Here is a 25,650-nt window from a genome sequence, read left to right on the forward strand (position 1 = left end):
GGTCAGACTCATAGAACGAATTCAAACACCTGGGCGGTCCGGTGGGAATTCGGTAGTACCGACATCCCACAATCCTAGACGAATCCAATGAAGCTCGGCGAATCACAGAACCGGTAGTCAGAACTTGATGACTAGAACTTGCAATTAGAACTGGCTAGACGCTGCTCCTTGCTGAGGCAAAACAGCGCTACCCCCGTTATAGGCGATCTGCCGCCGAATAAACAGTACCCATGCGGGGAAAATTGATTTAGATGCAGCGACTAACAGGGAACTACGAACTGGCTGAGCTAGCACCGACTCCATACCGTAATTTGTCGTAATAATGCTGTGCAATTCAGGTTGCAGTTCAACGTCGGTACTCATCACCACAATCGCCGATCAGTTGATACAGATCGCGTGAACGATTCAGGACTGTTTCGAGCAGAGTTCGATCTTCATTATCTAACGAAAAATTGAATACTTGGGCATTGTCTGCCAAATGCTCAGCTACCCCCAACCGTGCGCCCACAATTACCCCGCCCACTGCCGGCTGTTCCAGCACGTACCGCACAGCTACATTAGCAATGCTGACTCCATGTTTTTGGGCAATGGTTTGCAGCGTAGACAGCAAGGTTTGAAACAGGGACCAGTCGCCCCAAGCGTCGATCATATTTTTGTACTTGCGCAGCGAAGCCGTATCCAGATCCCAGCGGCCCGGTTCAGGTTGACCCAGATACTGCTCAGATAGCAAACCACCGCAGAGACTGCCATAGGCAAAGAGCTGGATGCCGTGTTGCCGGCATAGGTTCGCCATAGCCACCTGAGGCCGCTGATCGATTAGTGAATACTGTACCTGGTTGGAAACAATTGGAATGCCGTGGTCGAGAATAATCTGCAAATGCTCGGTATCAAAATTAGTCAGCGCCAGATGCTTGATCTTGCCGGCGGCCTGTAGCTCGGCCATATATTTGAGCGCATCCAGGTAGCCGGAATCGCGGTATTCCCACCAGTGGAATTGCAGCAAATCCAAACTAGCTACATCCATCCGTCGCAGTGAAATCTGGATGTTTTCTTCCACGATGGCGTGAGTCATTCGCCCCGGACGCGGCACCCACTTAGTAAAAGTTTGAATTTGATTCAGGGCTGCTTCGCCGCGTTGCGCCTTGAGTTGACGACGAAATTCACCGATAAAGTCTTCCGCAGGACCATAGTGATCGGCCAAGTCCCAGGTAGTAAATCCGGCGTCCAGGTAATCAAACATGGCGGGCAAGGCTTTTTTCGGATCGATGGATCCATGTGCTCCCGACACCTGCCACATCCCGTTCAGAATCCGGCAGATGTTTAAATCGGGCGTAAACTGAAGCCTGGAGGAGTCTGGTAGTTTCATACTGAACATCCCATACTAGGCGTTTTAACATTACTTAACTTTATTAACGATATCCTGATTCTGCTGTTTGGGTTCTGCTAGCTAGGAATAGCCACGACCTGGCTGTAACCAAGTTATTTGATTGACCGGATTTGGCCAGATTTGACCAAACTTAACAAACTGGCCGGTACACTGGTTTGGATCCTCAAGTATTCTGGATGGTTAATTAAATTTCTAGGAAAAAAATTAAGAGTGGGTGGTTCAGCTTTGCTAGATCGCTCGTGCTTTCCTACCCGGTAGCTTGCTAAGATGTTGGCTGGTTTGCCTTCATCTGTACTGAACTTGAGAAAACGGTTGACTGAATGAGCAGACAAAGAAATATAGACGAAGGTCGCCTATTCCCGCGAACGCTTGCCAATTGAAATTCAAGCTAATTGAAATTCAAGCTAATCAGCAGACCCAAAAGTCAGTGAAGTTCATTTCCTAAGGCTTTTAATGGAACGGTATGATGCGAAAAGACAGTATGAGACGTTTCGGTAAGGTGGCGCTCTGGGCAGCAATTGGCCTCTGTTGTATCGCCGCTATTGAAACCGGCCAGGAAATGGTGAAGGCAACCGATACAAACCCTGCCCCTCAAGTGGCTGTCAGTTCCTCTTCTACACCCGCTGTCCCCAATTTGCCTGCCCCAACGGCATCTCAGCCTGACTCAGCCAAGCCCAGTACAGGGCTAGATCGATCTGCCTCTAGCGGTGCGACTCAAACGAACCCAGCGGTTACGCATCGATCGGCTCAGGCTCAACCGGCTCAGGCTCAACGGCCTGCCCAATCTCAGAAGTTAGCCATTAGCACCGGAACGGCTGATGATCCGGCTCAGCGGATTGCTCAAATCAATCCAACTCAGGTAGCCGCTCGAACATGGGAGGGAGCCTCGTTTCCGGTAGAAGGGTTTCAAGCCTATACCTCTCCCTTTGGCTACCGCGCTTCCCCCTATGGCGGCTACACGCAAGAGTTCCACTATGGTCTCGACATGGCGGCTCCCGAAGGTAGCTATATCCGCAACTGGTGGAGCGGCAAGGTGGTAGAAGTGTCAGACGACAGCAATTGCGGTACTTCAGTAGTCGTGGAATCCGGCCCCTGGCTGCATATCTACTGCCATATGCAGGGCCATGTGGAAAAAGAAAACGGCAAGCTGTACATGATTGACCGAGAGGGCGGTATCCAAATCTGGGAAGGACAGCAGATTCAGGCGGGTGCTCGCTTGGGCCGGGTGGGAATGACCGGACGCACCACAGGTCCTCACCTGCATTGGGGCTTAAAATACGACGACAACTGGGTGGATCCGGCTCTGGTGCTGCGGGCAATGTACCAGAATCAACAGCAGACGGCGGTGAATTTGCAGGAGCGGGTGCAGTAGAAAATGGAAGAGATAATGATTAGCATCAGAACTTATTGCTGTAGTTGGTTGTAGTGGGGTCGGTTGAGATGGTAGGTAATTAAACAGTCCTGCCTTTCTTGAGGTTCCATGAGCTTTAACGACGAGTTTGAGCTTCTTCTGCGCGCTCGCTATCCTCTGATCTACATTCCAACCCGGGAAGAGGAACGGGTAGAAGCGGCTATTGCCTACTCTGCCAAACAGCAGGGAAATCGCGGTGTCTATGTTTGGGACTTTGTTGACGGCTATCAGGGCAATCCCACTGATGCGGGGTTCGGCAAACGCAACCCGCTGCAAGCGCTAGAGCTGGTGGAGAAAATTCCGGCTACGGTTCCGGCTATTTTTATTCTGCGAGACTATCATCGGTTTCTGGATGATGTGGCGATTGCTCGCAAGTTGCGGAATCTGGCCCGGTCTTTGAAATCTCAGCCCAAGAATGTGGTGATTGTCTCACCCCAACTGAGTATCCACGAAGATTTGAGCGAAGTGCTGACAGTACTGGAATTTCCGCTGCCGACGCTGAGCGAAATTCGCTCGGAGCTAGAGCGGCTGTTGGTGGCTACCAATCAGGTGAGCGATGCCAAGCTGGTAGATGAGGTGGCGCGCTCCTGTCAGGGGCTGTCGATGGAGCGAATTCGCCGCGTGCTCGCCAAGGCAATTGCCATCCACGGCTCGCTTCAACCCGAAGATGTCGAGCTGATTCTGGAAGAAAAGCGGCAAACGATTCGGCAGACCCAGATTCTCGATTTTTACCCAGCCACGGAGCGAATTTCCGATATTGGCGGGTTGGATAACCTGAAGGATTGGCTGTTGCGGCGGGGCGGTGCTTTCTCAGAACGGGCACGGCAGTACGGCTTGCCCCATCCAAGAGGGCTGCTGCTGGTCGGGATTCAGGGTACTGGCAAGTCGCTGACGGCAAAGGCGATTGCCCACCACTGGCACCTGCCCCTGCTGCGGCTGGATGTGGGTCGCCTGTTTGCTGGATTGGTAGGTGAATCAGAATCGCGGACTCGCCAGATGATTCAGTTGGCCGAAGCCTTGGCTCCCTGTGTGCTGTGGATCGATGAAATCGACAAAGCCTTTGCTGGAGTGGATAGCCGTGGCGATGCGGGCACCACTAGCCGCGTGTTTGGCACCTTCATCACCTGGCTGGCCGAAAAAACATCGCCGGTATTTGTGGTAGCAACGGCCAATAACATTCAAGCTCTGCCGCCGGAAATGCTGCGTCGCGGACGATTCGATGAGATTTTCTTTGTTGGGTTGCCTAACCAGGAAGAGCGTCGCGCCATTTTTGCTGTGCATTTGTCTCGCTTGCGGCCCCATAATCTGCAAAGCTATGACCTGGATCGGTTGGCCTATGAAACGCCCGACTTTTCTGGGGCAGAAATCGAGCAAATGCTGATCGAGGCGATGCATATTGGCTTCAGTCAAAATCGCGATTTCACCACCCAGGATATTTTGGAGGCAGCCAGTCAAATTATTCCGCTGGCTCGCACCGCTCAAGACCAGATCCAACTCTTGCAAGATTGGGCTACCAATGGCAGAGTCAGGTTGGCCTCCCGGCAGACCAGTTTGGGTAGCAGAATTTCGTAGCAATCTCTAAAATGAGGAGTCCTGATCGTAACCAAGGCGATATGGCGATATGACAATCAGTTTGGCTGGGGTCTTTCGAGTCATTTTGGGAGTTTTTTTAGCGATTGCGCTGTTATTTCTGACAGGAGCCGGAATGACGCGCTATTTGCTAGCTCGTTTGGCTACTCCACCGCCGCGACCCACATTCACCAACGATCCGTCTCCAAGCGTGGCGGCCAGTCCTGCAGCCAATCCGGAGGCCAGCCCCGCCGCGAGTCCGCAAGCGAGTCCTGCAGCTGAGGCCAGCCCTTCGCCTAGTCCTTCACCATCACCGCAGGGCTATCCGGCACGAGTGACCCAGCCAATTGGCTTGATTATTCGGCAAGAGCCAAGCGTGAATGCCGTTCGGCTCGGTGGGGTAGAGTTCAATCGGGAAGTAATGGTTTTAGAAGACACTCCGGATGGGGCATGGCAAAAGGTCCGCCTCGGTAATCTCGAAGGCTGGGTCAAAGGTGGTAACACTGAGCGCATTAATTAAGCCCATTAATTAAGCCCATTAATTAGGGCACTGAATGGTCGTCGTTACCCATCGGGCAGCAATCGGGATGGTACTAGCATGATCTTGAAGCTCAATCCGACTGGACTGCGTGGATTTGTCTGGGGATTTTGCCTCGCGGTGTTGGGGCTGTTTTTTCTGACGACGTTTCTGGTGAATACATTACTGAAGACGCTTGTTGGAACTTCTAGTTCAACGACGCCAGCTAGTCCGGTCGCGCCAGCTAGTCCAGCTAGTCCTGCGGTCAGCCCGGCTCCCAATACCAGCACCACCCCTAACCCAAATTCCACCCCTAACCCAGCGGTAGAATCTCCTCCAAGTCCCAGTGATCCCAGTTCTGAAACTCCGCTGGTCCCCCAGAGCTATCAAACTAAATTTACCCGGCTAAATCCTGAGCCAATTCGTCAAACTCCTAGCGCCGATGGTGCTGAAATTGGACAGGTGGAATTCAACCAAGAAATTACCGTTTTGGAAGAAAGCCCTGATGGCCTATGGCGGAAGATTCGGGCAGACAACATTGAAGGTTGGGTGAGAACTGACCGACTGCAGTAGAGCTGCGATTTAGCGCGGATGAACAGCCGAGATGGATGAGATTTGTGGCTGCCAGAGGGCCGCTAGAAGCGCGCTCTTTACATTTCTTCTGATTTGCCGCGTTTCTATTAAGAAACTTGAGTAAACCTAAATCTTGGTTACAAGATGAGCGGCTGAAATTAAGCCAGAACAGCTTCGATGGTAGGTTGATGTCTAACGCAATTTTTTAAAGTGACGACTTCTTGTTACATCAACCTTACTATCTGCTCATGTACGACAAAAATACTAAAAAAGATTGGCTAACTGCCTCAGTAACGGCTGGGGTGGGTGCCGGCATCCCTGCCTACATTGCTGTAACTCAAGGGCAAAATCCACTGCTAGCCTTGGGCATTACCGGATTTGCAGTCGTTATCGCCTTAATCATTGATCACTACTGGTAATTCAAGCGATTTACCAATCATCGAGTTTTGTTAATTCTTGCTAAAGGCTACTACCGTAACAACCTAAAACAGCTAAAAAGCACGAATAGCGTAGATTGTCTTACCTCCACCTCTAACTTCCACTGCCTAATAAGCTAGTAAGCTTGGGACATTTCCACTCAACCAGTTTTCCGTAGGGAAGCTGGTTTTTTGTTGGGTTTTATCACAAAACGCTAACGAATCTTCGCAACTTCACGGATTTGATTTGCCAAAAATGCCTTAAAATTTATCGCTAGTCAGTCGAAATCCAAAGCCAAATTATTGGAGATACGCTACATATAGAGTGACAAAATCAAGTTCCCCTTCTCTCAACTCTATTTACAGCAACTCCGTTAGATTCAATCCCTGGGAGTTGCCCGATGAATCTTTCAAGGAGGCATTGCAGTTATCTATGACTACACCGATTCAATCTTTATCTACCTCACCTTCGATCAACCCAAGACAAGCGACTTGGTTCTCCTGGTGGTGGCTGCTTGCTGTGGTGGCTGTTCTTGGTGTGAACAGTCCGGCGCAAGCCCAGACCTATCCCCAAGCTGCCTATCCTGATGCTGGCGGCGTTCTACAGCCCAACGACCAAGGAGGTGCCGTGGCTGACCTGCAGCAGCGGCTAGCTGACTTAGGCTATTACAGTGGTCCGGTGACTGGCTATTTCGATACATCAACCCAAGAAGCCGTATCTCGTTTTCAGCAGGCGCATGGTCTTGCTGCCGATGGCATTGTTGGGGTCGCAACGAATCAAGCGCTGGGGCAAGTCGGCTACGGTGGGGTTGGCACTGCTGCAACTGACTCGGGAGTGAGTCCAGCGAGCGGCTACATCCAGCTCAACGATAGTGGCAATCAGGTGACTCAACTCCAGCAGCAGCTGATTCAGCTTGGCTACTACAACGGTACGGCTACGGGCGTTTTTGATTCGCAAACCCAGGCTGCTGTCATGAGCTTTCAGCGAGATCGGGGACTGGCTGTGGATGGGGTGGTGGGCAGTATGACCGAAGCGGCTCTTTATCAAACGCCGACCCAACCCGTTGCGGCTGGAGCTACTGAAGCTGGAACTGCTGCCTATACTCCTGTCTCCACACCTAATGACGGTTTGCTGCAATTGGGCGATGTGGGTGCAGAGGTTAGCGATTTGCAAACCCGCCTCCAGGCGTTGGGGTATTACGATGGGCCAATCAGCGGGAGCTTTGGCTCCCAGACTCAGTCGGCTTTGATTGCCTTTCAGCAAGCCCAGGGGCTGACTGCCGATGGCATTGCTGGCCCTAGGGTGAATGCTGCTCTCGGTGGGGGAACTGCCTCAGTTGCCGCTACCTCGCCTGTAACGACACCGGCAGTTACACCCGCAGTTACGCCAGCCGTTACACCTACAGTCACACCTACAGTCACAGCTCCAGCCGTCCCTGCATCGCCTCAGCCGCTCCAGACTGGCGTGGCGGCCCCAATGGGTACCGCATCCGTTGCTCAACCCAGCACGATTCAAACTGTTCCTATCGGCCAACCGCAACCAACTGGCACGGTGCAAGTGCCAGCCTTACCGGATCCAACGGCTTCCAATGCTCCGTTTCAGTCTACAGCTGAACCTAGCACCAATCGGCAACAGATGCAGCGCAGCGTAGAAGGCAGCCGATTTAGCGTCATGGAACTCCAGCGGCGCTTGCAGCTTCACGGGTTTGATCCGGGCGATGCTAATGGCGTGTATGATTCTGCCACCCAAAATGCGATCAATCAGGCTCAGGAAGCCTATGGCCTAAGCCAAAGCGATTTGTTTGAGTAGATTTCGCTGATAGCTTGCTACAGCACCTTCTCCAGGAACTGGCAGGCCCGCTCGCTTCTGGGGTTAGTGAAGAAAATATCCGGGGGTGCATCTTCGGCTAGGCGACCCCCCTCCAGAAACAAAATTCGGTTTGCCACTTCCCGCGCAAAGCCCATTTCATGGGTGACGATTGCCATCGTGATGCCGGTCCGAGCCAGTTCTTTCATCACATCCAGCACCTCCTTCACCATTTCGGGGTCAAGGGCAGAGGTGGGTTCATCGAACAGCATAATTTCTGGCTGCATGGCTAAGGCACGGGCAATGGCGACCCGCTGCTTTTGTCCACCCGATAGACGCGAAGGATAGGCATCCGCTTTCTCGGCCAATCCGACTTTGGCTAACAGATCCAGCCCTAGTTTCTCAGCTTCGGCTTTGGGCAAATGCTTCACCTTCAGAGGGCCATAGGTGACATTCTCCAGCACCGTTTTGTGGGGAAACAGGTTGAAGTGCTGAAACACCATGCCCATGTTTTGGCGGATTTTTTTGATGTCTACCTTGCCGGTAGTAATATCCATGCCATCGATATAAACTCGGCCTCGCGTCGGCACTTCTAGCAAATTCAGGCAGCGCAAAAAGGTCGATTTGCCGCCTCCCGAAGGACCAATGATGGCAACGACTTCGCCTTTTTTAATTTCAGTGGAAATATCTTTAAGAACGTCAAGCTTGCCAAACGATTTACATAAAAATTCAGTTCTAATCACTTTTCCGCATCCTCCTTTCAAACCGCTGGGCCGCCCAAGTTAAGGACATCACCAGCACGTAGTAAATCAATCCAACAAATAGCAGGGGTTCAAAGTAGATAAATTTTTCCGATGCCACAATTTGCCCCCGCCGCATCAGGTCCAGCGCCCCCACAGTAGAGACCAGCGAAGAATCCTTCAGCAGGGCAATACTTTCGTTAACCAAAGCTGGCAGGATGTTCTTAAACGCCTGAGGCAGAATAATATCCCACATCATCAAGGGATAGGCGACTCCAAGCGTCATAGCAGCCTCGCGTTGGCCCTTATCGACAGCCAAAATACCACCGCGAATAGTTTCTGAACTGTAGGCTGCCGAGTTGAGTGCAAAAGTGATCACACCAGCCTGAAACGGAGGAATTGCATAACCAGTTAGCTGGGGGGTTGAGAAGTAAATCAGAGCCAACTGCAAAATCAGTGGCGTACCTCGAAAAATCGACGTATAAAAGTCGGCAAACCACTTCAAAGGTTTGATATTGGAAATCTTAAAAATTGAAAGAATTGTCCCCCAAGCAAAGCCAATCACGGCTGAGACGATTGTAAATGCGAGCGTGACCCAGATCCCTTGCACAATAAAGGGAATGCTGGGCATGATCTTGGAAAAGTCTAGATTTAGCCCGGTCTGGCCCAGCAGATAGAACTGGCTAATATTAAACGGATCAAACCATTGAAACATCATGCGTCAGTTATTCCTCACCCGGTCTGCGCTGTATAAAACTGGAGGCTGTATCAATAATTTAGCCATAATTTAGATGTGATTTAGAGCTGCTCTATGGATGGATCGCACCTAAGAGATAGCATCGTTAAAAAAGCTTAGAATACTTCGGTTGCTCCAATTTGGTCTAGCTGTAGGTGACAAAAGTTTACTACGGGCAAACTGCTAGAACGGTAGCAAAAACAGCAGGGCCTTGCCTCTAGCCACAAAGCTACCGGATATTCATGTAGTCTAAGCTTTTCTCCAATCCCTCTTAGGCTGCTTGAGTCAGGTAGGCAAATTTAGACGTAGAGCAGGGGGACACCTACTAACAAAAAGATGTCTGCTTACCGGCGTTGCTGAATTAGGGTATGAATCGTGGCGTTGCTGTACGTTGGTAGCCCCCTTTTCTGGGATGCCCGCAGGGCTATAATCCCCTTTCTGGTAACCCGGTTAGGGCTATATGCTGGGGACTTTGAAAAGGTCCGGTTCCCCCCAGAATTGGCTACCTTGTACACCGATCTCGATCGCGACGCAATGTAAGGGTTTGATCCTCCTAAATCCCTACGGGGATGCGCCTTCGGCATAGGATAAGGGGGACTTCAAGCCGTGGTTGGTAGGTGCTGCGCACAGGCTTTGCCTACGGTTCCCCCCTTTTGTAAGGGGGGTAGGGGGGATCTTCGACTTGGTGTGTACACCGTAGCCCAGAATTGGGGGCTAGGAGGGCAATTCATACTCTTCAGCAACGCCAATTTACCTACCCTCAAGCAAGCTTGCAACTCAAGTGTAAGCAAATGGAAAAGTAGATTACGGGTGCAGCCTTCCGGCAGCTAACACAAAATTCTCTACAAACTTTTGTGATGGCTTGTCTTGTGATGGCTTGTCAGGGGGCTGTTTCAGCACTCGGCTGCTAGTTAGCACTCGGCTAGCTGGACAATTCCGGTAACAGAACTGCCCAGTTGACGCGGCAAGTTTATGCCCCAACAGTTAGCTGGCTTTAGACGCAGGTGACTCTTCCCCAAACCACTTGTTCACCAGCTCCTCCATTTTGCCGCTGCTCTTCATCTCAGCCAGAATTGGGTTGAACTTATCAACTAGCTCTGACCCTTTTGGAAAAGCAATAGCTGAGCCAGCTTCCCCTTCGTTAGGAAGCGTGTTGAACGCTAGATCCGGATTGTTGGCAACGAAGCCTTTAGCAACCGTGTCTTCCATAATCAGGGCATCAACCCGGCCCGCCTTTAGTTCCTGCACCATTTCGCTGATTCGGTTCAAGGGCTTCACGTTAGCGCCCTGAATTTTTTTGGCAACTCCTTCCTGGATCGAGCCGAGTTGCACCCCAACCTGCTTGCCGTTAAGGTCGGCAGCGGTAGTCAGGTTGCTGTCTTTCTTCGAAACAATGGTGTTTTTGGCTTCAAAGTAAATATCTGAGAAGTCAACGTTTTGTTTACGCTCTTCGGTGGGTGTCATCCCGGCCATGACAAAGTCAGCTCGCTTGGATTGCAACGCTGGGATTAAGCCATTGAAGTCGATGTTATTAATCGTCAATCCATAGCCCAATTGCTCAGTGATGTACTTGGCAATGTCTACGTCAAAGCCGATAATTTCTTGGCTACCGCTAGACGAATCGACAAACTCGTAGGGCGGATAGTCCGCCGAGGTTGCCATGGTTAGGGTTTGGGCACCGCTGCTCGTGTTATTGCCTCCCCCTGGATTGCAAGCTGTAACAGCAAAAATGGTCAGTAATGCACTCAAAAATGCAGTCAGTAAAAAGCGAATGTGTTTCATAGCAATTTAGCCTGATCAAAAATGTCAAAACGAAAGCCTGCTCAAGATGCAGAACAATTCTTGTATCAGATAAAGTGACTAGAAATGACCACCGGTGGAGTGGGTCACAAGGGGGGCGCAAAGGTAATTTCAGAAAATAATAGACGAGCTACCACTTTGCCATGACTCTCCTGAAAATCACCATTTCTCAAGGATTTTTCAAGGACGTTATAATCCTCCACCTCCCTTGTTCGGGGATCAGTTGGTTTTCTATATAATTCCAGCCTAAAGATATCACCCTTTTTCAGCCTTAAGGATGGCTCCCAAGATACAAAAATTATAGAAAAGGCAGGCTAGGGGCCAGCTTTAACCCGTTAAATTTATAGCCCCAAATCAACCGCAACCCGATGGGCACAGGCAAAACCAGAAAAAGCCACAGCATTTAGCCCCTGACCTGGAAAGGTACTGTCTCCCACGCAATAGAGGCCAGGAATCGCGGTACGGTTGAAGGGCATACCCAACAGACCCAGCAGTTTACGGCTCGGAATCGGGCCATAGGTACCGTCCATCCGGCCTAGAAAGCGCCGGTGCGTGCGTGGTGTTCCGGCTTCTTGATAGTCCAACCCGGCTGCTAATCCTGGAAACAAAACTTCTAGGCGGTTGACGATCTGAGCGGCAATCTCTTCTTTCTTAGCGGTATAGTCCGCGGAGGACAGATGTTGCCAATCCTCAATCCAGCAGGGAGTAAAGGTATGGATGATGTGGTAGCCTGCCGGAGCCAAGCTGGGATCGAGCAAGGTAGGAATGGAAACAAAAATTGTGCCGTAGGCCGCTTCCATCTGCGACCACTCTTCCAGCAGGATATGGTGACACTCGGTTTCGGCTGGTAGGACTTCGGCTTTTACTCCCAAGTGCAGACTAAAAAAGCTAGGAGATTTTTGATAGCGCTGTTGCCACTTTTGCTCAGAGCGGGGCATCTTTTCCGGGGGCAGCAGCTTCTCGAACGTGTCCCAGCGGGTGGCGTTCGAAACAATTCGTCTGGCCCGATACACTTCTCCCGTAGCCAAACGCACGCCTGTGGCCCGCCCATTTTCACAGATAATTTCGACGGCTCTCGCCTTGTAGCGAATCTGGCCGCCTGCTTTCTCCAGTCCTTCGACCAGCTTTTGAGCGATTTGGCCGACGCCGCCCTTGGGATAGTTGATGCCGCCATAGTGGCGATCGCTGAATACCATGCCTGCATTAATCATGGGCGTCCGGTCCGCCGGTACCACCGACCAGCAGTAGCATTCCATATCGATAAATTGCAGTAGCTCTGGATCTTGAATGTAGCGACGGGCAATGTCTCCTACGTTTTGAGGCAAATACTTCACTAACCCCAAACAGGCCAAGGGATGCTGGAAAAACACTCGGGTTAGGTAGCGGGGTTCCTCCAGCGACAGCAATTCCATCGCATTCAGGCAGTTGAACACCCGCCAGCACTCGTCATAAAACTGGCGAATGCCTTGCTGCTCATGGGGAAAGCAGGCTGAGAGTTCTTGCAAAAATTTCTCATAATCTCGGTGGACTTTCAGCGCCAGACCGTTCGGCAGATGGTAGTGAATCTGTACCGGGTCGGGGATAGTCTCTAGGCTGACGTTCACTGCTTTCAAGGCGCGAGTCAGCAAATTAGTGGTGCCCTGCTCTCCGAAACCAAAAATCATTGAAGCACCCACATCAAAGCGATAGCCCGCTCGTTCAAAATAGCCCGCACTGCCTCCTGGAATCAAATAGCGCTCTAGCACCAGCACGTTGGCTCCCTTGGCTGCAAGCTGAGTTGCTGTAACTAAGCCACCAATTCCCGAGCCGATTACAATCACATCGAATTCTTGGCTGGTCTCGCTGGGTTGGTGAGATTCGGCACTCTCAACTGCACGACTGGGGGATGCTGACAATTCGGTAGAGACGCCAAAATCAGAGGGTTGAGAAGCGATAGGCATAGAAACAGGCAGGCAAACTCATTTGACTTACTTCATCAGTGTATCGATCTATGGACCTCGGATTTCCTGCTGATTAGGACCAGCGTTAAAAAAATGGGGGATCAGTCTGCCGACTAACCCCACCTGCCGATCCTTTGAGAGGAGAACACTATAGATCGATAGTAAGGTTGTTGAGAATAAATGTCAATAGTAAATAGAAGCTATTGAGAATAGTTTTTTGTGCTGTAGGCAGGGGACAGCTCCTGGCTGTGCAGTAGTGGTGAAGTAAACCCTGGAGTAAGCCGTGGAGAAAACCATTGCAGCCTATGATTGAGTGCGTGTTGCTTGCCAATTGCTAAGTTCAACGCTCAGCATCTACCTAAACCACTGTCCATGAATCCGTTGAAATCGACCGTCAGTAAACCAGCCTTAGCGGCTGAGATCAGGGCCTGCCTCTTACTGGCTGCCCCCTTGGCAGGTGCACAGTTGGCCCAGGCGGGCACTACCTTTTTCGATACGGTGATGATGGGGCTGTTAGGCAGTTCGATCCTGGCCGCCGGTGGCTTGGGAGCAGCGGTATTTCAGTCACTGGTGCTGGTGAGTACGGGGGTAATTTCGGCGGTTAGCCCTTTAGTGGCAACGGCCTTCGGAGCCAATCAACCTGCGGTTGCCGGTAAAGTGGTCCGGCAGGGCTGGTGGTTGGTGGTCGGCTTAGCGGTGCCAATTGGACTGTTGGTTTGGTTTGCTAATGTTTGGCTGATGCAGCTCGGTCAGGATGCGGCTACGGTAAATTTGGCCCGCCCTTATCTGCACTCAATTGTTTGGGGCGTACTGCCTGCTCTGGGCTTTGCTTGGCTACGCAGTTTTGTGACGGCGCTCTCTCAGCCGCGTCCGGTGATTGTGATTATGATTGCCGGAACGCTATTCAACGTTGGGGCTAACTATGTGCTGATGTTCGGTAAGCTGGGGCTGCCGGCGTTGGGTCTGGCTGGCATCGGCTGGGCGAGTACGATTTCGTTGTGGGGCATGTTCTTGGCGCTGCTGCTCCACATTCGATTTCAGCCGCGCTATCGCGCCTATCAACTGTTTCGTGGACTGCCCCACCTCGACCGCCGCATCTTTTTTGATTTGATGCAGATTGGCATCCCGATTGGCGTGCTGTCGGCTGTGGAAACCGGCATGTTCACAATCACGACTTTCTTGATGGGGCAGTTGGGCACGGCCATGCTAGCAGCTCATCAGGTAGCACTACAAACGGCAGTGATTACCTTCATGGTGCCGCTGGGGATTTCGTTGGCAACGACGGTGCGGGTCGGACAGCAGATCGGGCAACAGGATACACGGGGTGCGCGACTGGCGGGTCAGGTCGGCATCGGCATGGCGGCACTATTTATGAGCCTGATGGGGCTGCTGTTCTGGCTGTTTCCTGAACGTATCGTGGCGTTGTATCTGGATGTCACCAATCCGGCCAATGCGGAAGTTGTCGCTCTCGCTAAGCAGTTTTTGCGGGTTGCGGCCCTCTTTCAAATTGTGGACGGAATTCAGGTCAGTGCTGCCGGAGCCTTGCGTGGCCTAAAAGATACTCGCATTCCGATGCTGATTGGCATTATCGCCTACTGGGGCATCGGCCTCACGAGCGGATACTTCTTAGGGATTCAGCTACAGCTTGGCGGTGTTGGTCTCTGGTGGGGGTTAGCACTCGGCCTTGCCATTGCAGCTGCGATTCTCACCTGGCGGTTTTGCACCAAGACTTGCGCCCAGACCATTACAGAGCTTTAGGATTTCGCTCCCCGGTAGCGAATCTGCCGTTTCTCGAACAGGCGGGTAAACTGCGGAATGTCACCTCGGTGGCCCAGCACAATCACTACATCTTTGGCTGAGAGCGGCATGTTGTGATCCGGATGAGTGATGATTTCGCCACTGAACTTGCGTAGCGCTACCACAATGAAGGTGCCTTTGCCTCGGACTTCCAAGTCGCCAATTGTGCCGCCTACGAGTGGTGAACCGGGTGGAATGGTGAGTTCGTCAACCTGGACATCTATTTGGGCTAGGAGTTCATTGAGGCGGGTGCGCTCTTCGCTTTGATCCAAAAACTCAATGGTGTTGGGATGGGTAATCAAATTAGCCATCCGCATGCCGCTGATGCTGGCTGGAGAAACGACGTGATCGGCTCCGGCTAGACGCAATTTCTTTTCTGTACTGGGCATTTCACCCCGAGCCACGATTGTCAAATTAGGGTTGAGGCCGCGTGCGGTTAGGGTGATGAATACATTTGAGGCATCGTCCGGCAAGACGGTCGCCAACACTTTGGCCCGCTCAATTCCGGCTGCTAGCAGGGCTTGTTCGTTAGTGGCATTGCCTTGATAAACTCGATAGCCGTTTTCTTCAGCGTTGGCGAGTCGTTCTGGGTCATTGTCTACAATCACAAAGTTTTGTTTGGCTTCGGTGAGTTTACGGGATAGCACCTGCCCAATTCGCCCATAGCCGCAAACAATCGTGTGCTGTTCCAAATTTGCCAAATCCTTGGTTTTTCTGCGATGCTCCAGGGCGGCTTTGATTTCGCCTTCTGTGATCATTTGGATAAATCCTCCCACGGTGTAGGCTGCGGACGAGTAACCAGAGACAATCACTAAAATGGTAAGCATGCGCTGCAGCGGCGAAATCGGACAAAACTCTCCGTAGCCAATCCCAAATACGGTGATCACCACCATATAAACCGCATCCGAGACCGGGCAGCCAAACAGGACATACCCAGCTACAGAGCCGATTAAGGTAATGCCAAAGAAAACGGCACCTGTGATGACCCGCCGCATTGGCGATCGCATGGGTTAGTCCTCGTGCTGAAAACGTTGGATTTGCTCTGGTTCACTGACTCAGGTGTCGCAACTCGGTTAAGCCGCAAACTCAATAACACAAACTCAATACAGCGGTTTTCACTCATGTAAGGTATGGGGGGTGTGGGGGCACGGGCAGGCACCCCGTTTTTCGTACTTCACTAGCCTGAAAAAGGCTGTAAGAGTTGATGAATCAACTGGGACAACGCTCGATAGATGGGCACGAACAGTTGGTAAATGTCATGATCAGGCTCGAATCAGCAGCAGCTTAAGCTCATCATGTCCTCCAGAATGTAGCTGAAGCTACTCTCATCCCAGCTTTATGGCTTTAGCCCAACCTACTTTCTTGATTCCGCTGCGACGGAACTAAATCCATCGATAGCAGGACCTCAAAAATCGCTTCAAGAGATTAAGATATGTAAAATAATGTGAATCTCTCTCCCAGGATAGAAGCGCTGGATGCAATTTTTCAACTCCGCAGAACCAATTTTTCGTCACAAACAGCACACGCTCGATATTCAAGACCGTTTGGGTCTACTGCAAATTCACTGGCAGATGGGGAATTGGACCCTGTTCTCTCGCTTCTATACCCGAATTGATCAGATTTTTGTGGTTTGGGGCTTGATTACAGCCCTAATTTTTGCGGTGGCGCAGTTCAGCCCAATCAGCTGGACTCAGCAAGCCCTTCTGTGGACAAGTCTAACCCTGCTGGGTGTGGTGGCGATGGCTGTTTTAGCCTGGTTTTGGGTTACGGTAGAACGTCTGCGCTGGCTAATTTATAGCTGGGCGGGCCTGATGGGGCTAGGCATTCTTTACACCGATCTAGGCATCCTCTGCGGCTATTGGCAGTTTCTGCTGTACCTCTGCCCAGTCTGGCTGGGTTTGAGTGCCGTCGGCTACTTGATCACGGGATTCGGTATGGGATCCCGCACCTTTCTGTTAACTGGCGTAGTGCACCTGCTAGCGATTCCACTGTTGCCCTATGCTACCGGGTGGCAGTTTTTGGTGACGGGCTTGGTTATGGCCGGTAGCTTGCTGTTTTTATCGGAAGTGCAGTGGGACATGCGCTTGCCGATTGAGTATGAGCTGCTGACCCCCGAACAACGAGAATTTAACCAGGAGCAGCATCGGTTAAGGCAACTAGGTTCCTTGAGCCAAGTAGGCGAGCGGCTGTAAGCGATTCAGCCTCAGCAGTTGGCTAATTTACTGAACGGCAATCAGCTTTTGATAAAGGAGTTTTTGGTAAAGAAGTGCTGTTCGACAGCATTACTTTGACTCGATCAGCCAATCGAATAGCTAGCGCAACGATGGTCGTGAAGCCTCCCCACGCTTTATAGGGATGTGATATCATAAGCGACTGGGCTTATATAAGTAGGAAATTAATTAGTTTCATGGCACTGCTGCAAGAGCGTAAACAAGAAATTATCTCGGAGTACCAAGTTCACGAGACAGACACCGGATCGGCAGATGTTCAGGTGGCAATTTTGACTGAGCGCATCAACCGGCTCAGCGCTCACCTCAAAGAGAACAAGAAGGACCATGCCTCTCGGCGCGGTTTGCTGAAGATGATTGGTCAACGTAAACGGCTATTAGCTTACATCCTCAAGCAAGACCAAGAACGCTATCGGGCACTGATTAGCCGCCTAGGAATCCGGGGATAAAGCGGAGATAAGCCAATGTCTGCGAAGCCAAAGCCAGATGCCTCTAAGGGTTCGAGCGATGCCTCGAAGCGCAAAGCGATGCCGTTTGAACCCAGAAGCACTCAGACTGAGAAGCAGAATGAGAAGAAGTCTGGTAAGCCTGCTGGGCAAAGCGCTTCTGCTACTAAGAGCAACCGCACGTCCAAATCCAAGCCTAAAGTCCGGACAGAGGGCATTCCTGAGGTGGTGAGTCGCCGCATGGTGAAGCGGGTTGCCCTGTTTTGCGGTATTCCGACGGCTTTGGGAATGTCCACCTTTATCGTCAGCTACTTGGTCGTTAGCAACGATTGGTTGCAGTTGCCGACCTATGCGGTGCTACTGGTCAGCCTGCTTTGGTTTGGCTTGGGAGTGTTGGGCGTCAGCTATGGAGTTTTGTCGGCGTCCTGGGATGAAGATAGGGCGGGCAGCTGGCTGGGCTTCTCAGAATTCAGAACCAACTGGGGCCGCATGACGGAAGCATGGCGAGCCAATAAAAAGCAGGAGTAATACGGGTAGGAGTAGCACCAAGCTCGGTTTAATCTCTCGGACAGATCGATTCAGGTCCTACTCTCGGACCTACGAATCGGTTGTATCAACTCCCAGTTCGTCAAGCTGATGTTCGATATGGTGCAGCACTTGACTCAGCTTGGGTAGCATTTCAAACTTGGGTTCTAGCAAAGAAGGCTGGGAGTAGGCGCGGGCGCGAATTTCATTCAGCTTATTTTGGAGCTGTTTGGCAATTGTTATGGCGTCATGTTCCAGCTTGTTCAACTGCTGCTGCTGATAAAACTTGAGGGCAGCTCCCCGCAGAACCTGGACCGTTGCTTCTTCGCCATATTGACCCGGCATAAACCGGAATCGCAGCAAAACGCCACTGCGGTCATACAAGTACTCTAGTTCGGCCTGTTGGGGTTGGGTGACGGGCAACCGAGCAATGCAGGCCATAGTCTTTAGCTCCTGAATCACGGCCTGAAACACCGGCAGTGCCACCGGATCAAGCACAGATTGCAGGACACCATTTTGGCTCCAGATCACTCGCCCATGCTGGGCATAGCACTCAAAATACAAGCGCCCAATCCCACCAAGCAACACGCGCGCCAGCAGTTCCTGCACCAGTTCCTGAGGGGGTAAGGTGGTTAGTGTCTCGATTGGGCTGGTGATGTGCTTGGTTTGGAGCTGGAGCATGGCTAGAGGCTTAACGGGTGCTGTGGCTGCCGGTTGTGCCTCTGGTGACGGGGCTGGAGCGGGCGAGTTCAGCAGCGGATGGGCATCTGGCTGGGGCAGTTCACGTGGCTGGGATGGTTCAGGACTAGCCACTGGCTCAGTAACTTCAGCCTGTTCTGGTGGAACCTGTTCTGCTGAAACGACTGGTGACACCGCCGCCTCGGAACTAACTGAAGGTTGGGTTGCAGGTTGAGCTGACCGATTCTCAGCTGGTTGTTCTGTTAGGTTTCCGGCTGCTGCGGTGGGGCTAGGTGGCGCTGTAACGGGACTTGCCGTTACCTCAGCTCCGTCCATCTCGCCATACAGGTCATCTGGGCTATCTACGACTAGCGTCAGGCGTTCGTTGGGATTGCTGGCTCGGTCACTTTTGCGAGTAGTGTGGCGGTAATGGCCGTAGTTGAAGGCTTCGCGGCTAGTTTGCTGACTGCCAACATGGTTGAGATAGGCCGTTAACGCCACTCGCAGAGCTTCAGAAGAAACGGCATGGCAAGTTAGAGAATAGTTCAAATAGGAAACAATGTGGCGCACATAGTCACTGGCAGCCATATCATCGGGGCTGACCATACCTAGATGCAGCTGATTGCCCTCTAGAAACAGGGGTAAAACTTGATAGTACAGACAGGCTTCAAACGGTAAAACGCCGTCAATCAAGACAAACATCTGATCGACATTCAAACGGGTCGCCCAATTGTCTTGAAACTGGGAGAGAATGCGTTGATGAACTGAGTGTCTGAGATTCGACGCCCGTTGGTTGTCTAAAGGCGACGCCATAGCTGTTACCCAACCCTTAAGTTAGAGTGCCCAACTCAGGGCTAAGAGCACTCTTCTGCCGTCTCAACCCTTTGTGTAATTTGCTGTGTAATTTGCCTGTCCAACAAGAACACCCGATACATTAGCCATTCAACCGGTTCAATGCCGAGCCGGTCAAAATAAGGCTGCTCATGCCTGACTCATGCCTGATGGTTGTGATAGCTGTTGGGATAATGATTACTACAGAATGGTTACTGCAAATGGTTCCTACAGACCTTTACAGTCCGTAACTCCAGCCTTTAGTCAAAAATTTAGTATATATTGCGCAATTTCTGAGCCGCTAGATAGATCTTACTCCATTCACCTGTGACCTGATTCACTTTCAAATTCAGCTCTTTAGCAATGGTATCCAGGCCACATTTGGCTTTCAACCGTTCAATGATTTCCCTCTGCACTGGTGTGAGACTATCCCAAAGCGTTTGCCATTGTTCTGGGGTGAGTCCCAAATTGTGCTCGGCCAAGGATGTCCCGAGCCATGTGCCGACTAGCTCTGACTGATGCTTAAACCCAAACACGCGAATCGCATGGTAACTAATTTTCTCTCGTAGCCGATAAACCTGATTTACCGTTAGGTTCAGCGTTTGAGCAATCACCTCTTGGGATTGGCCTTGCAGATGAAGTTTGAGCCACTCGGCCGCGGCAGGTTCTACCTCTTGTTCCAAATAAGTCAGGAATTCTTGCAGCACTTTGGAGCGCATTGCCTGCTGTTCTTCCCAAGCTTGGGATTCCTGGTACTGAGAAATTGCCTGAGCGTCGAGCAAACTGACCGGGTTATCGGCATCATCGGGCGTAATTTCTTCAGATACCAAGCGAATCAGTTCTCCGGTTGGCACTTGAGTCATACCTCCTCGCTGAGACCGCCGCAGATAGTTGACAAAGCGATACACCAGCAGCGGCTGACTACGAATCGGACGCAGGCAATACTCTTCAATGCTGGTCAGCATCAGAGCATTACGCAAGCGGGGATTAGTGGTACAGCGCCCAATCCAGCTGATTTGTTGCCGAATATACTTGTCGCTTTGAATTAGCTCCTGGATCACCTCTTGCAGGACATCCATGACCGTGCGGCGGCGGTCCCGAGACAGCGCTACCCAGGTGCGAATTCGGCTACGAATCAAAAACAAACTGCTGAGCCGTTGCAATAGCTGATTGTAGGCTCGTTCAGGATGAACCCCTAAGTAGCGCTGCTGCAAAATCCGCAGCCGGTAGTCCATCGCCTGCTGAGCAACCGCAAGTTGGGCCGACGGTAGTTCCTCGAACCGCTCTACATCTTCGCCTAGCAGCCAGCTAATCACACTCTCCTGGTCGGCAGATGATAGTGTTATTTCGCTTGCCTGAAGTTTTGCTCGCCAGTTTTGTCTGAGTTCCTCAGCCAGTGACATTAGAATTGCAGTTCCTCACTTGGTAGTTTTCTAGTTTATATCCCTCTCCAACGTTTGTCTCATCGTCTGTCTTGTCGTCGTCGATCCTGGGCAGTTTTTAGGATAGTTTATTGAGCCAGTGGTCAGTTCGCGGGCTTGATAGTTGCTAATCTGCGCTAACCTGCTGGCCGGTCAGTTTCTTCGACCGCTGCAACTAGACGCTGCAACGTATCAGTTAATTGGCCCAAGCGCTCCAGTGCACTATCATGATTTTCTGCCAGGGTTTGGACCGCATCGCTCAGCGCAAAAATTTGATATCCCTGCTGTTGCACTTGAGCGGCTAGCGCATCGACCTGAGTGGCCAGTCGATCCACGGCTTCGGTCGTTGCCAACACAGCTTCTCCAATCTGGAGGACTACAGACTCTAATTGATTTGGTTGAACGTCCACTCCTCAATCACCTTCGGTGCGTAACCTCACTCCGTAGCTTAATCTGGATTCTAAATCCGATCAAAACGGCATAACTAAGCCTACTGTATTTGCATAATTAAGCCTACTGTATTCTGGAGTGATTGCGCTAAAGAACTGTTGACATCGGCAAAAATTGTGAGAGTGTGGGCGAAAAGAGCTGAAAATAGAGATGATTGGGGTCGAAGCAGGGCAAAAGCGATTTTTTATAGCATTGCTGCCTCCGGTTGAGGTACAGCAAGATGCAGCCACAATTATTGAGGAGCTAGGCCAGCGCTACCGCACCTCTACCGCCAAGGCACCACCCCACATCACCCTACAACCGCCCTTCCTGTGGGCCGAGGTGAGCACGCTAGAGAACCATCTAGCTACATTTGCCAGCCACCAGTCGGTGATCCCGATCCACCTGTCAGGGTTCGGTGCCTTCGCGCCACGGGTGCTCTATATCAATGTCTTACCAACGCCTGCGCTGTTGACCGTGCAGACTGCCCTTAGCCGCAAGCTAGAAACTGAATTGGGCATCGTGGATCCGATGGCTAAACGACGACCTTTTGCGCCCCATCTGACGGTCGCTTCCCGCAACGTAACTCGCCAGACCTTTCGGCAAGCTTGGGTTGAATTGCGGTCGCGCCAAGCCGAGTGGCAGTTTGTGGTAGAACGACTAACCCTACTGATCCATGATGGCCACCGCTGGCAAATTCAGGCCGAATTTCCATTCGCTCACCGTTTTCCGGCCCTATGACTATCGTTAAGGAATTTTGCGGATCGGGCATACTTGAAGCTGAATCTAAAGCAAGGCAGTGCTAGTGGCAAGAGTTGAGATATGGATTCCAGAGTGCAGATCATCCAAGTGTCCGGTATTTTAGATGGAATGAATGGGGGGCAGCTACGTCGTACCATTGATGAGATGCTCAAGGCCGGAACCCGTGTGATTTTGATAGATTGCACTGCGGTGGAGTTTATGGACAGTTCTGGTTTAGGTGCTCTAGTCATGGCGCTGAAACAGACCAAGCTGCTCGGTGGACAGCTCTCGCTCTGCGGCATCAACGATCAGGTCAAAATGCTGTTAGATCTGACGAATATGAGCAAGGTGTTTAAAATATTTCCGAGCTGTGAAGCGTTTAAGCAATCGGTGTAGCTTATGCTAGTACCGGCTCTTGGTGTAGGCATCTATGCAAACAGCAGCTATCCAACTATCAACTATCTGATCCAACATTGAACTGTAACAACCGTAACTCTATGCAAAGCCTAGCTGAGTGTTTTAGTCTGTAGCGTTTTCTGAATTAGTAGCTTAACGGATAGTTAACTAGTAGCTTAACTGGTGGCTTAACTTTAGGTAGCTTTACTTGAACTGTGACTCAATCGCATCGGTTGCAAGTTAATACGAATTTAGAAGAACTAGCCCAGATTTTGGATTGGTTTAATAGCCATTATCAGGAAAAGTTGACGCGGAGTGTTTTGATCAAGTCGCAAACCATTTTGGCCGAAGCTTTCACCAATGCGGTGCGCCATGCCCATCGCGACAAACGCACAGAAACACCGATTGAGATTGTTGTCTACCTCCATCCGGATCAGATTGAACTTCAAGTTTGGGACTTTGGGCCTGAATTTGATTGGGAGCAGCAGCTCAAACAAGTTCAAGAGGCTGATCCAGTTAATGCTGAGGCCAGCGGCGGTCGTGGCATTTACCTGATTGCCCGCCTCGCCGATCGGTTTCGATACTATCGCACGCCTGATGAGCGCAATTGTTTGCAGATGATAAATGACTTTAGGACTGAGCCAGTGAGTGGGCAGGAGTCAGGAATCAGGAGCCAGCCTTCCCAGAGCGTCAGCCGACGGGAGCCAGGAGTCAGGAGTCAGCACGGGGGTTAGTTACACCGTGTTTTGTTAAAAAAGCATCGAGTTCGGTTCTGGTGGGCAGAGACGGTTGGGCACCCGCTTTAGTGACGGAAAGGGCAGCGACTGCGGCGGCTTGTTGAGTGGCTTCTCGGAGCGGCATACCAGCGGCCAACCCAGCAGCTAATCCACCATTAAAGGCATCGCCTGCGGCAACGGTATCCACGGCCTGAACAGGAAAGGCTGGAATTTCAAACGTTTCGGTTGGCGTCATGCACAGGGCACCCTGTTTGCCCAGCTTGGTGATCACAGTACCAACTCCCCGCTGCTGCAGAACCGTAGCCGCTTTACGGGCTGTTTCTAAATCGGTTATGGGGAACCCCGCAAGCTGACTCGTTTCTACCTGATTGGGCGTGACAATATCAAGCAGAGGGTAGAGCGCGGTTGGCAAATCGGTGCGAGCCGGAGCCGGATCTAAAATCACGGTGACTCCTGACTGTTTGGCAAGTTTAGCTGCGGCCATGACAGCCTCCAGCGGCACTTCCAACTGCAATAGCAGCACTTTGGCCTGGGCTAGCAGGGGCTGCAATCGCTCCACATCGGTTGTATCGATTAAACCATTCGCGCCTGGAATAATCACGATATTGTTTTCACTCGCATCATCTACGGTAATCATGGCTACACCTGAGTGGGTAGTTGCCTCGGTTAAGATTGCATCACAATTTACACTGCTGGCCTGTAGACCTCGCAGCAATGCTTGTCCAAAGGCATCATTCCCAATTCGGCCAACCATTTGAGTGGGTATTCCTAGGCGAGCAACTGCAACGGCCTGATTGGCGCCTTTTCCCCCTGGGACCGTCTCAAATCGGTGCCCAGTTAAAGTTTCTCCCGGCGCTGGAATTCGGGGCGTTCGTGCCACCAAATCCATATTGATGCTGCCAAATACGATCACGCTCATAGCAATTTGATGCTCTGCTTAATCCCCTGAGTCATGCGCTCAGTATATGCTAGGGGCTTCCACTGCTTGTTTGTCAGTGTCCTAAATCTTCAAGAAACTTAGGCAAACTCTATAGCGCTCCTAAAAGTCTCTCTAGAAATTTCAAAGCCATCCTGGCTCCCTGGTTGACTGACAAAACTCTAGTCGCTGGCGGCTCGAAGCAGCGCCTACACAGACAAAACCTGCGCGGGTTACTGAACCAACGAATAGTCGGCCTGCGCCGGCTTGGCTTCGACTTGGCTTGCATAGCAGCGGTTTTAACCACCATAAGAAAGTGACCATAAGAAAGTGGCCATGAGAAAGTGATTGGTCAGTCAATCAGCCCTAGCTCCTCAACATTAAACAATACAAATTGTTGCAATTGGTTAGGTTGATTTGCTCAGGAATGCGATAGAAATAACTGCAATTCTGTCGTGCTTTTGGACAATTTTCCAAACTTGAGAATCGGGAGTGCGCATGGAGCGGTTCATTTCATTGATTGGTATCTTCGTTTTCTTTGGGCTGGCCTATTTGCTATCAGTTGATCGGCGTGCGATTCGATGGCGTCCAGTAATTTGGGGATTTGCGATCCAATTTCTATTTGGCCTATTTGTGTTGCTGTTGCCCGTTGGCTTTGCTATTTTCAGCACCATTGGTAATCTTGTTACCACGTTTCTCAATTTTTCCGATGTTGGGGCTGAGTTTGTCTACGGTGAAAACTTTGCAGAACATTTCTTTGCCTTCAAGGTGATGTCTACCGTCATCTTTTTCTCTGGCGTGATCAGCCTGCTGTATTACTTTGGGATTTTACAAAAGGTGGTAGCGGCCATCGCTTCGGTAATGCGGCGAACGATGAAAACCTCCGGCCCTGAAACCACCTCTTGTTCGGCCAATATCTTTATCGGTCAAACCGAAGCACCCCTGTTGATTCGTCCGTTTGTGGGTAGGGTAACGCTATCTGCAGAGTTAGATGAGGAACTGCGGGCCGTCAAAGCCAAAGCCGAAGCCGAAGGAGTCGATGAACTGGCCCTGCCTAAAGAAGCCTTTTCTACGGCTAGTGACCCAATTGCCGCCCTCGCCGAAGGAGCGATTCAAGGGGTTCAGCTCGTGCTGTCCATTATCGCAATTTTAATTGTATTTCTTTCCCTGATCGCCCTAATCAACGCGATTTTGGGCTGGGCAGGTGGCCTGTTCGGGTTTCCGCAGCTTTCATTAGAGTTAATTTTGTCCTATCTCTTGTTTCCGTTGGCTTGGGTTATGGGTGTTCCTCTAGCCGACTGTAGTGCCGTGGCCGTATTTCTGGGCAAGAAGATTATTTTGAATGAATTCATTGCTTACTCAGCCTTGGCCGAGTCAATCAAAGCCAATCAAATTTCGGCTCGAGCTGCCGCAATTGCTACGTTTGCCCTCTGCGGTTTCGCTAATATTTCTTCTATCGGTCAACAGATTGGGGCGATTGGCGGCATGGTTCCCTCCCGTCGCAACGATGTGGCTCGATTAGGACCACGGGCAATGATTGCAGGTTCTCTCACCAACTTTGTGAGTGCCTGCATTGCCGGATTGCTGTTGGGGAGTGAACTTTAAAATC

Annotated in this window: 25 protein-coding genes; 14 read left to right on the forward strand and 11 right to left on the reverse strand. The window is 51.2% G+C overall.

The annotated features are described in order from the left end of the window. Positions 1–144: 144 nt before the first annotated feature. Positions 145–363 carry a hypothetical protein gene (locus HJG54_RS11665; RefSeq protein WP_316435117.1) on the reverse strand — a complete coding sequence of 73 codons (219 nt, stop codon included), beginning with the start codon at positions 361–363 and terminating at the stop codon, positions 145–147. Beyond that, on the reverse strand, positions 347–1,366 hold the full coding sequence (locus HJG54_RS11670) for an aldo/keto reductase (protein WP_316435118.1): 1,020 nt from the start codon (positions 1,364–1,366) through the stop codon (positions 347–349). Before HJG54_RS11670 ends, HJG54_RS11665 begins: the two co-directional genes overlap by 17 nt. A gap of 502 nt (positions 1,367–1,868) precedes the next feature. Here HJG54_RS11670 and HJG54_RS11675 point away from each other — a divergent pair. From HJG54_RS11675 to HJG54_RS11700, 6 genes are all read left to right on the forward strand, one after another. Then, positions 1,869–2,759 (forward strand): M23 family metallopeptidase, encoded by an 891-nt coding sequence (locus HJG54_RS11675; protein ID WP_316435119.1) that lies wholly within the window; start codon positions 1,869–1,871, stop codon positions 2,757–2,759. Between the two features lie 108 nt (positions 2,760–2,867). Next, positions 2,868–4,370 (forward strand): AAA family ATPase, encoded by a 1,503-nt coding sequence (locus HJG54_RS11680; RefSeq protein WP_316435121.1) that lies wholly within the window; start codon positions 2,868–2,870, stop codon positions 4,368–4,370. Positions 4,371–4,419: 49 nt separating this feature from the next. Next, positions 4,420–4,887, forward strand: a complete 468-nt coding sequence (locus tag HJG54_RS11685; RefSeq protein ID WP_316435122.1) for an SH3 domain-containing protein — start codon at positions 4,420–4,422, stop codon at positions 4,885–4,887. Positions 4,888–4,965: 78 nt separating this feature from the next. Next, on the forward strand, positions 4,966–5,457 hold the full coding sequence (locus HJG54_RS11690) for an SH3 domain-containing protein (RefSeq protein WP_316435124.1): 492 nt from the start codon (positions 4,966–4,968) through the stop codon (positions 5,455–5,457). Between the two features lie 248 nt (positions 5,458–5,705). Beyond that, the gene (locus tag HJG54_RS11695) at positions 5,706–5,876 is read left to right on the forward strand and encodes a hypothetical protein (protein ID WP_316435125.1); all 171 of its coding nucleotides are present in this window, start codon (positions 5,706–5,708) and stop codon (positions 5,874–5,876) included. Positions 5,877–6,306: 430 nt separating this feature from the next. Further along, a complete protein-coding gene (locus HJG54_RS11700) occupies positions 6,307–7,683 on the forward strand; it encodes a peptidoglycan-binding domain-containing protein (protein ID WP_316435126.1) in 1,377 nt (458 codons plus the stop codon). A gap of 17 nt (positions 7,684–7,700) precedes the next feature. Here HJG54_RS11700 and HJG54_RS11705 read toward each other — a convergent pair whose 3' ends face one another. The 4 genes from HJG54_RS11705 to crtH form a co-directional block, all read right to left on the reverse strand. Further along, a complete protein-coding gene (locus tag HJG54_RS11705; protein WP_316435127.1) occupies positions 7,701–8,423 on the reverse strand; it encodes an amino acid ABC transporter ATP-binding protein in 723 nt (240 codons plus the stop codon). Beyond that, positions 8,416–9,138, reverse strand: a complete 723-nt coding sequence (locus HJG54_RS11710; RefSeq protein WP_316435128.1) for an amino acid ABC transporter permease — start codon at positions 9,136–9,138, stop codon at positions 8,416–8,418. The genes HJG54_RS11705 and HJG54_RS11710 overlap by 8 nt, the downstream gene beginning before the upstream one ends. Before the next feature lie 1,002 nt (positions 9,139–10,140). Further along, positions 10,141–10,938: a transporter substrate-binding domain-containing protein gene (locus HJG54_RS11715; RefSeq protein WP_316435129.1), complete on the reverse strand. Its 798-nt coding sequence runs from the start codon at positions 10,936–10,938 to the stop codon at positions 10,141–10,143. Between the two features lie 359 nt (positions 10,939–11,297). Next, on the reverse strand, positions 11,298–12,896 hold the full coding sequence (crtH, locus tag HJG54_RS11720) for a carotenoid isomerase (RefSeq protein WP_316435130.1): 1,599 nt from the start codon (positions 12,894–12,896) through the stop codon (positions 11,298–11,300). A gap of 372 nt (positions 12,897–13,268) precedes the next feature. Between crtH and HJG54_RS11725 the strand changes: the two genes are divergently transcribed. Next, positions 13,269–14,654, forward strand: a complete 1,386-nt coding sequence (locus HJG54_RS11725; RefSeq protein WP_316435131.1) for an MATE family efflux transporter — start codon at positions 13,269–13,271, stop codon at positions 14,652–14,654. Here HJG54_RS11725 and HJG54_RS11730 read toward each other — a convergent pair. Next, complete coding sequence (locus HJG54_RS11730; protein WP_316435132.1) at positions 14,651–15,700, reverse strand: potassium channel family protein; 1,050 nt, start codon at positions 15,698–15,700, stop codon at positions 14,651–14,653. The genes HJG54_RS11725 and HJG54_RS11730 overlap by 4 nt on opposite strands. Positions 15,701–16,168: 468 nt before the next feature. Between HJG54_RS11730 and HJG54_RS11735 the strand changes: the two genes are divergently transcribed. The 3 genes from HJG54_RS11735 (at position 16,169) to HJG54_RS11745 (ending at position 17,895) form a co-directional block, all read left to right on the forward strand. After that, positions 16,169–16,885 (forward strand): hypothetical protein, encoded by a 717-nt coding sequence (locus tag HJG54_RS11735; protein ID WP_316435133.1) that lies wholly within the window; start codon positions 16,169–16,171, stop codon positions 16,883–16,885. A 215-nt stretch (positions 16,886–17,100) separates the two neighbouring features. Next, entirely contained in the window at positions 17,101–17,370 is a 270-nt protein-coding gene (gene rpsO, locus HJG54_RS11740) for a 30S ribosomal protein S15 (RefSeq protein WP_036004973.1), read from the forward strand. A 15-nt stretch (positions 17,371–17,385) separates the two neighbouring features. Then, positions 17,386–17,895: a PAM68 family protein gene (locus HJG54_RS11745; RefSeq protein ID WP_316435134.1), complete on the forward strand. Its 510-nt coding sequence runs from the start codon at positions 17,386–17,388 to the stop codon at positions 17,893–17,895. A 69-nt stretch (positions 17,896–17,964) separates the two neighbouring features. Here HJG54_RS11745 and HJG54_RS11750 read toward each other — a convergent pair whose 3' ends face one another. The 3 genes from HJG54_RS11750 to HJG54_RS11760 form a co-directional block, all read right to left on the reverse strand. Further along, the gene (locus tag HJG54_RS11750) at positions 17,965–19,383 is read right to left on the reverse strand and encodes a hypothetical protein (RefSeq protein WP_316435135.1); all 1,419 of its coding nucleotides are present in this window, start codon (positions 19,381–19,383) and stop codon (positions 17,965–17,967) included. A gap of 290 nt (positions 19,384–19,673) precedes the next feature. Next, a complete protein-coding gene (locus tag HJG54_RS11755; RefSeq protein WP_316435137.1) occupies positions 19,674–20,804 on the reverse strand; it encodes a HetZ-related protein 2 in 1,131 nt (376 codons plus the stop codon). Positions 20,805–20,959: 155 nt separating this feature from the next. Further along, positions 20,960–21,232, reverse strand: a complete 273-nt coding sequence (locus HJG54_RS11760) for a hypothetical protein (RefSeq protein ID WP_316435138.1) — start codon at positions 21,230–21,232, stop codon at positions 20,960–20,962. Positions 21,233–21,422: 190 nt separating this feature from the next. Here HJG54_RS11760 and HJG54_RS11765 point away from each other — a divergent pair, with 190 nt between their 5' ends. From HJG54_RS11765 to HJG54_RS11775, 3 genes are all read left to right on the forward strand, one after another. After that, entirely contained in the window at positions 21,423–21,992 is a 570-nt protein-coding gene (locus HJG54_RS11765) for a 2'-5' RNA ligase family protein (RefSeq protein WP_316435139.1), read from the forward strand. 81 nt (positions 21,993–22,073) lie between these two features. Beyond that, positions 22,074–22,388 (forward strand): STAS domain-containing protein, encoded by a 315-nt coding sequence (locus HJG54_RS11770; protein ID WP_211621767.1) that lies wholly within the window; start codon positions 22,074–22,076, stop codon positions 22,386–22,388. A 215-nt stretch (positions 22,389–22,603) separates the two neighbouring features. After that, positions 22,604–23,122 carry an ATP-binding protein gene (locus tag HJG54_RS11775; RefSeq protein WP_316435141.1) on the forward strand — a complete coding sequence of 173 codons (519 nt, stop codon included), beginning with the start codon at positions 22,604–22,606 and terminating at the stop codon, positions 23,120–23,122. Here the strand turns inward: HJG54_RS11775 and rbsK are convergent. Next, the gene (gene rbsK / locus HJG54_RS11780) at positions 23,100–24,044 is read right to left on the reverse strand and encodes a ribokinase (RefSeq protein WP_316435142.1); all 945 of its coding nucleotides are present in this window, start codon (positions 24,042–24,044) and stop codon (positions 23,100–23,102) included. The two genes, HJG54_RS11775 and rbsK, sit on opposite strands and share 23 nt — an antisense overlap. A gap of 495 nt (positions 24,045–24,539) precedes the next feature. Here rbsK and HJG54_RS11785 point away from each other — a divergent pair, with 495 nt between their 5' ends. After that, positions 24,540–25,646 carry a NupC/NupG family nucleoside CNT transporter gene (locus HJG54_RS11785; protein WP_316435144.1) on the forward strand — a complete coding sequence of 369 codons (1,107 nt, stop codon included), beginning with the start codon at positions 24,540–24,542 and terminating at the stop codon, positions 25,644–25,646. Positions 25,647–25,650 lie beyond the last annotated feature (4 nt).

The organism is Leptolyngbya sp. NK1-12, assembly GCF_032598965.1.
GTDB lineage: Bacteria > Cyanobacteriota > Cyanobacteriia > Elainellales > Elainellaceae > Elainella.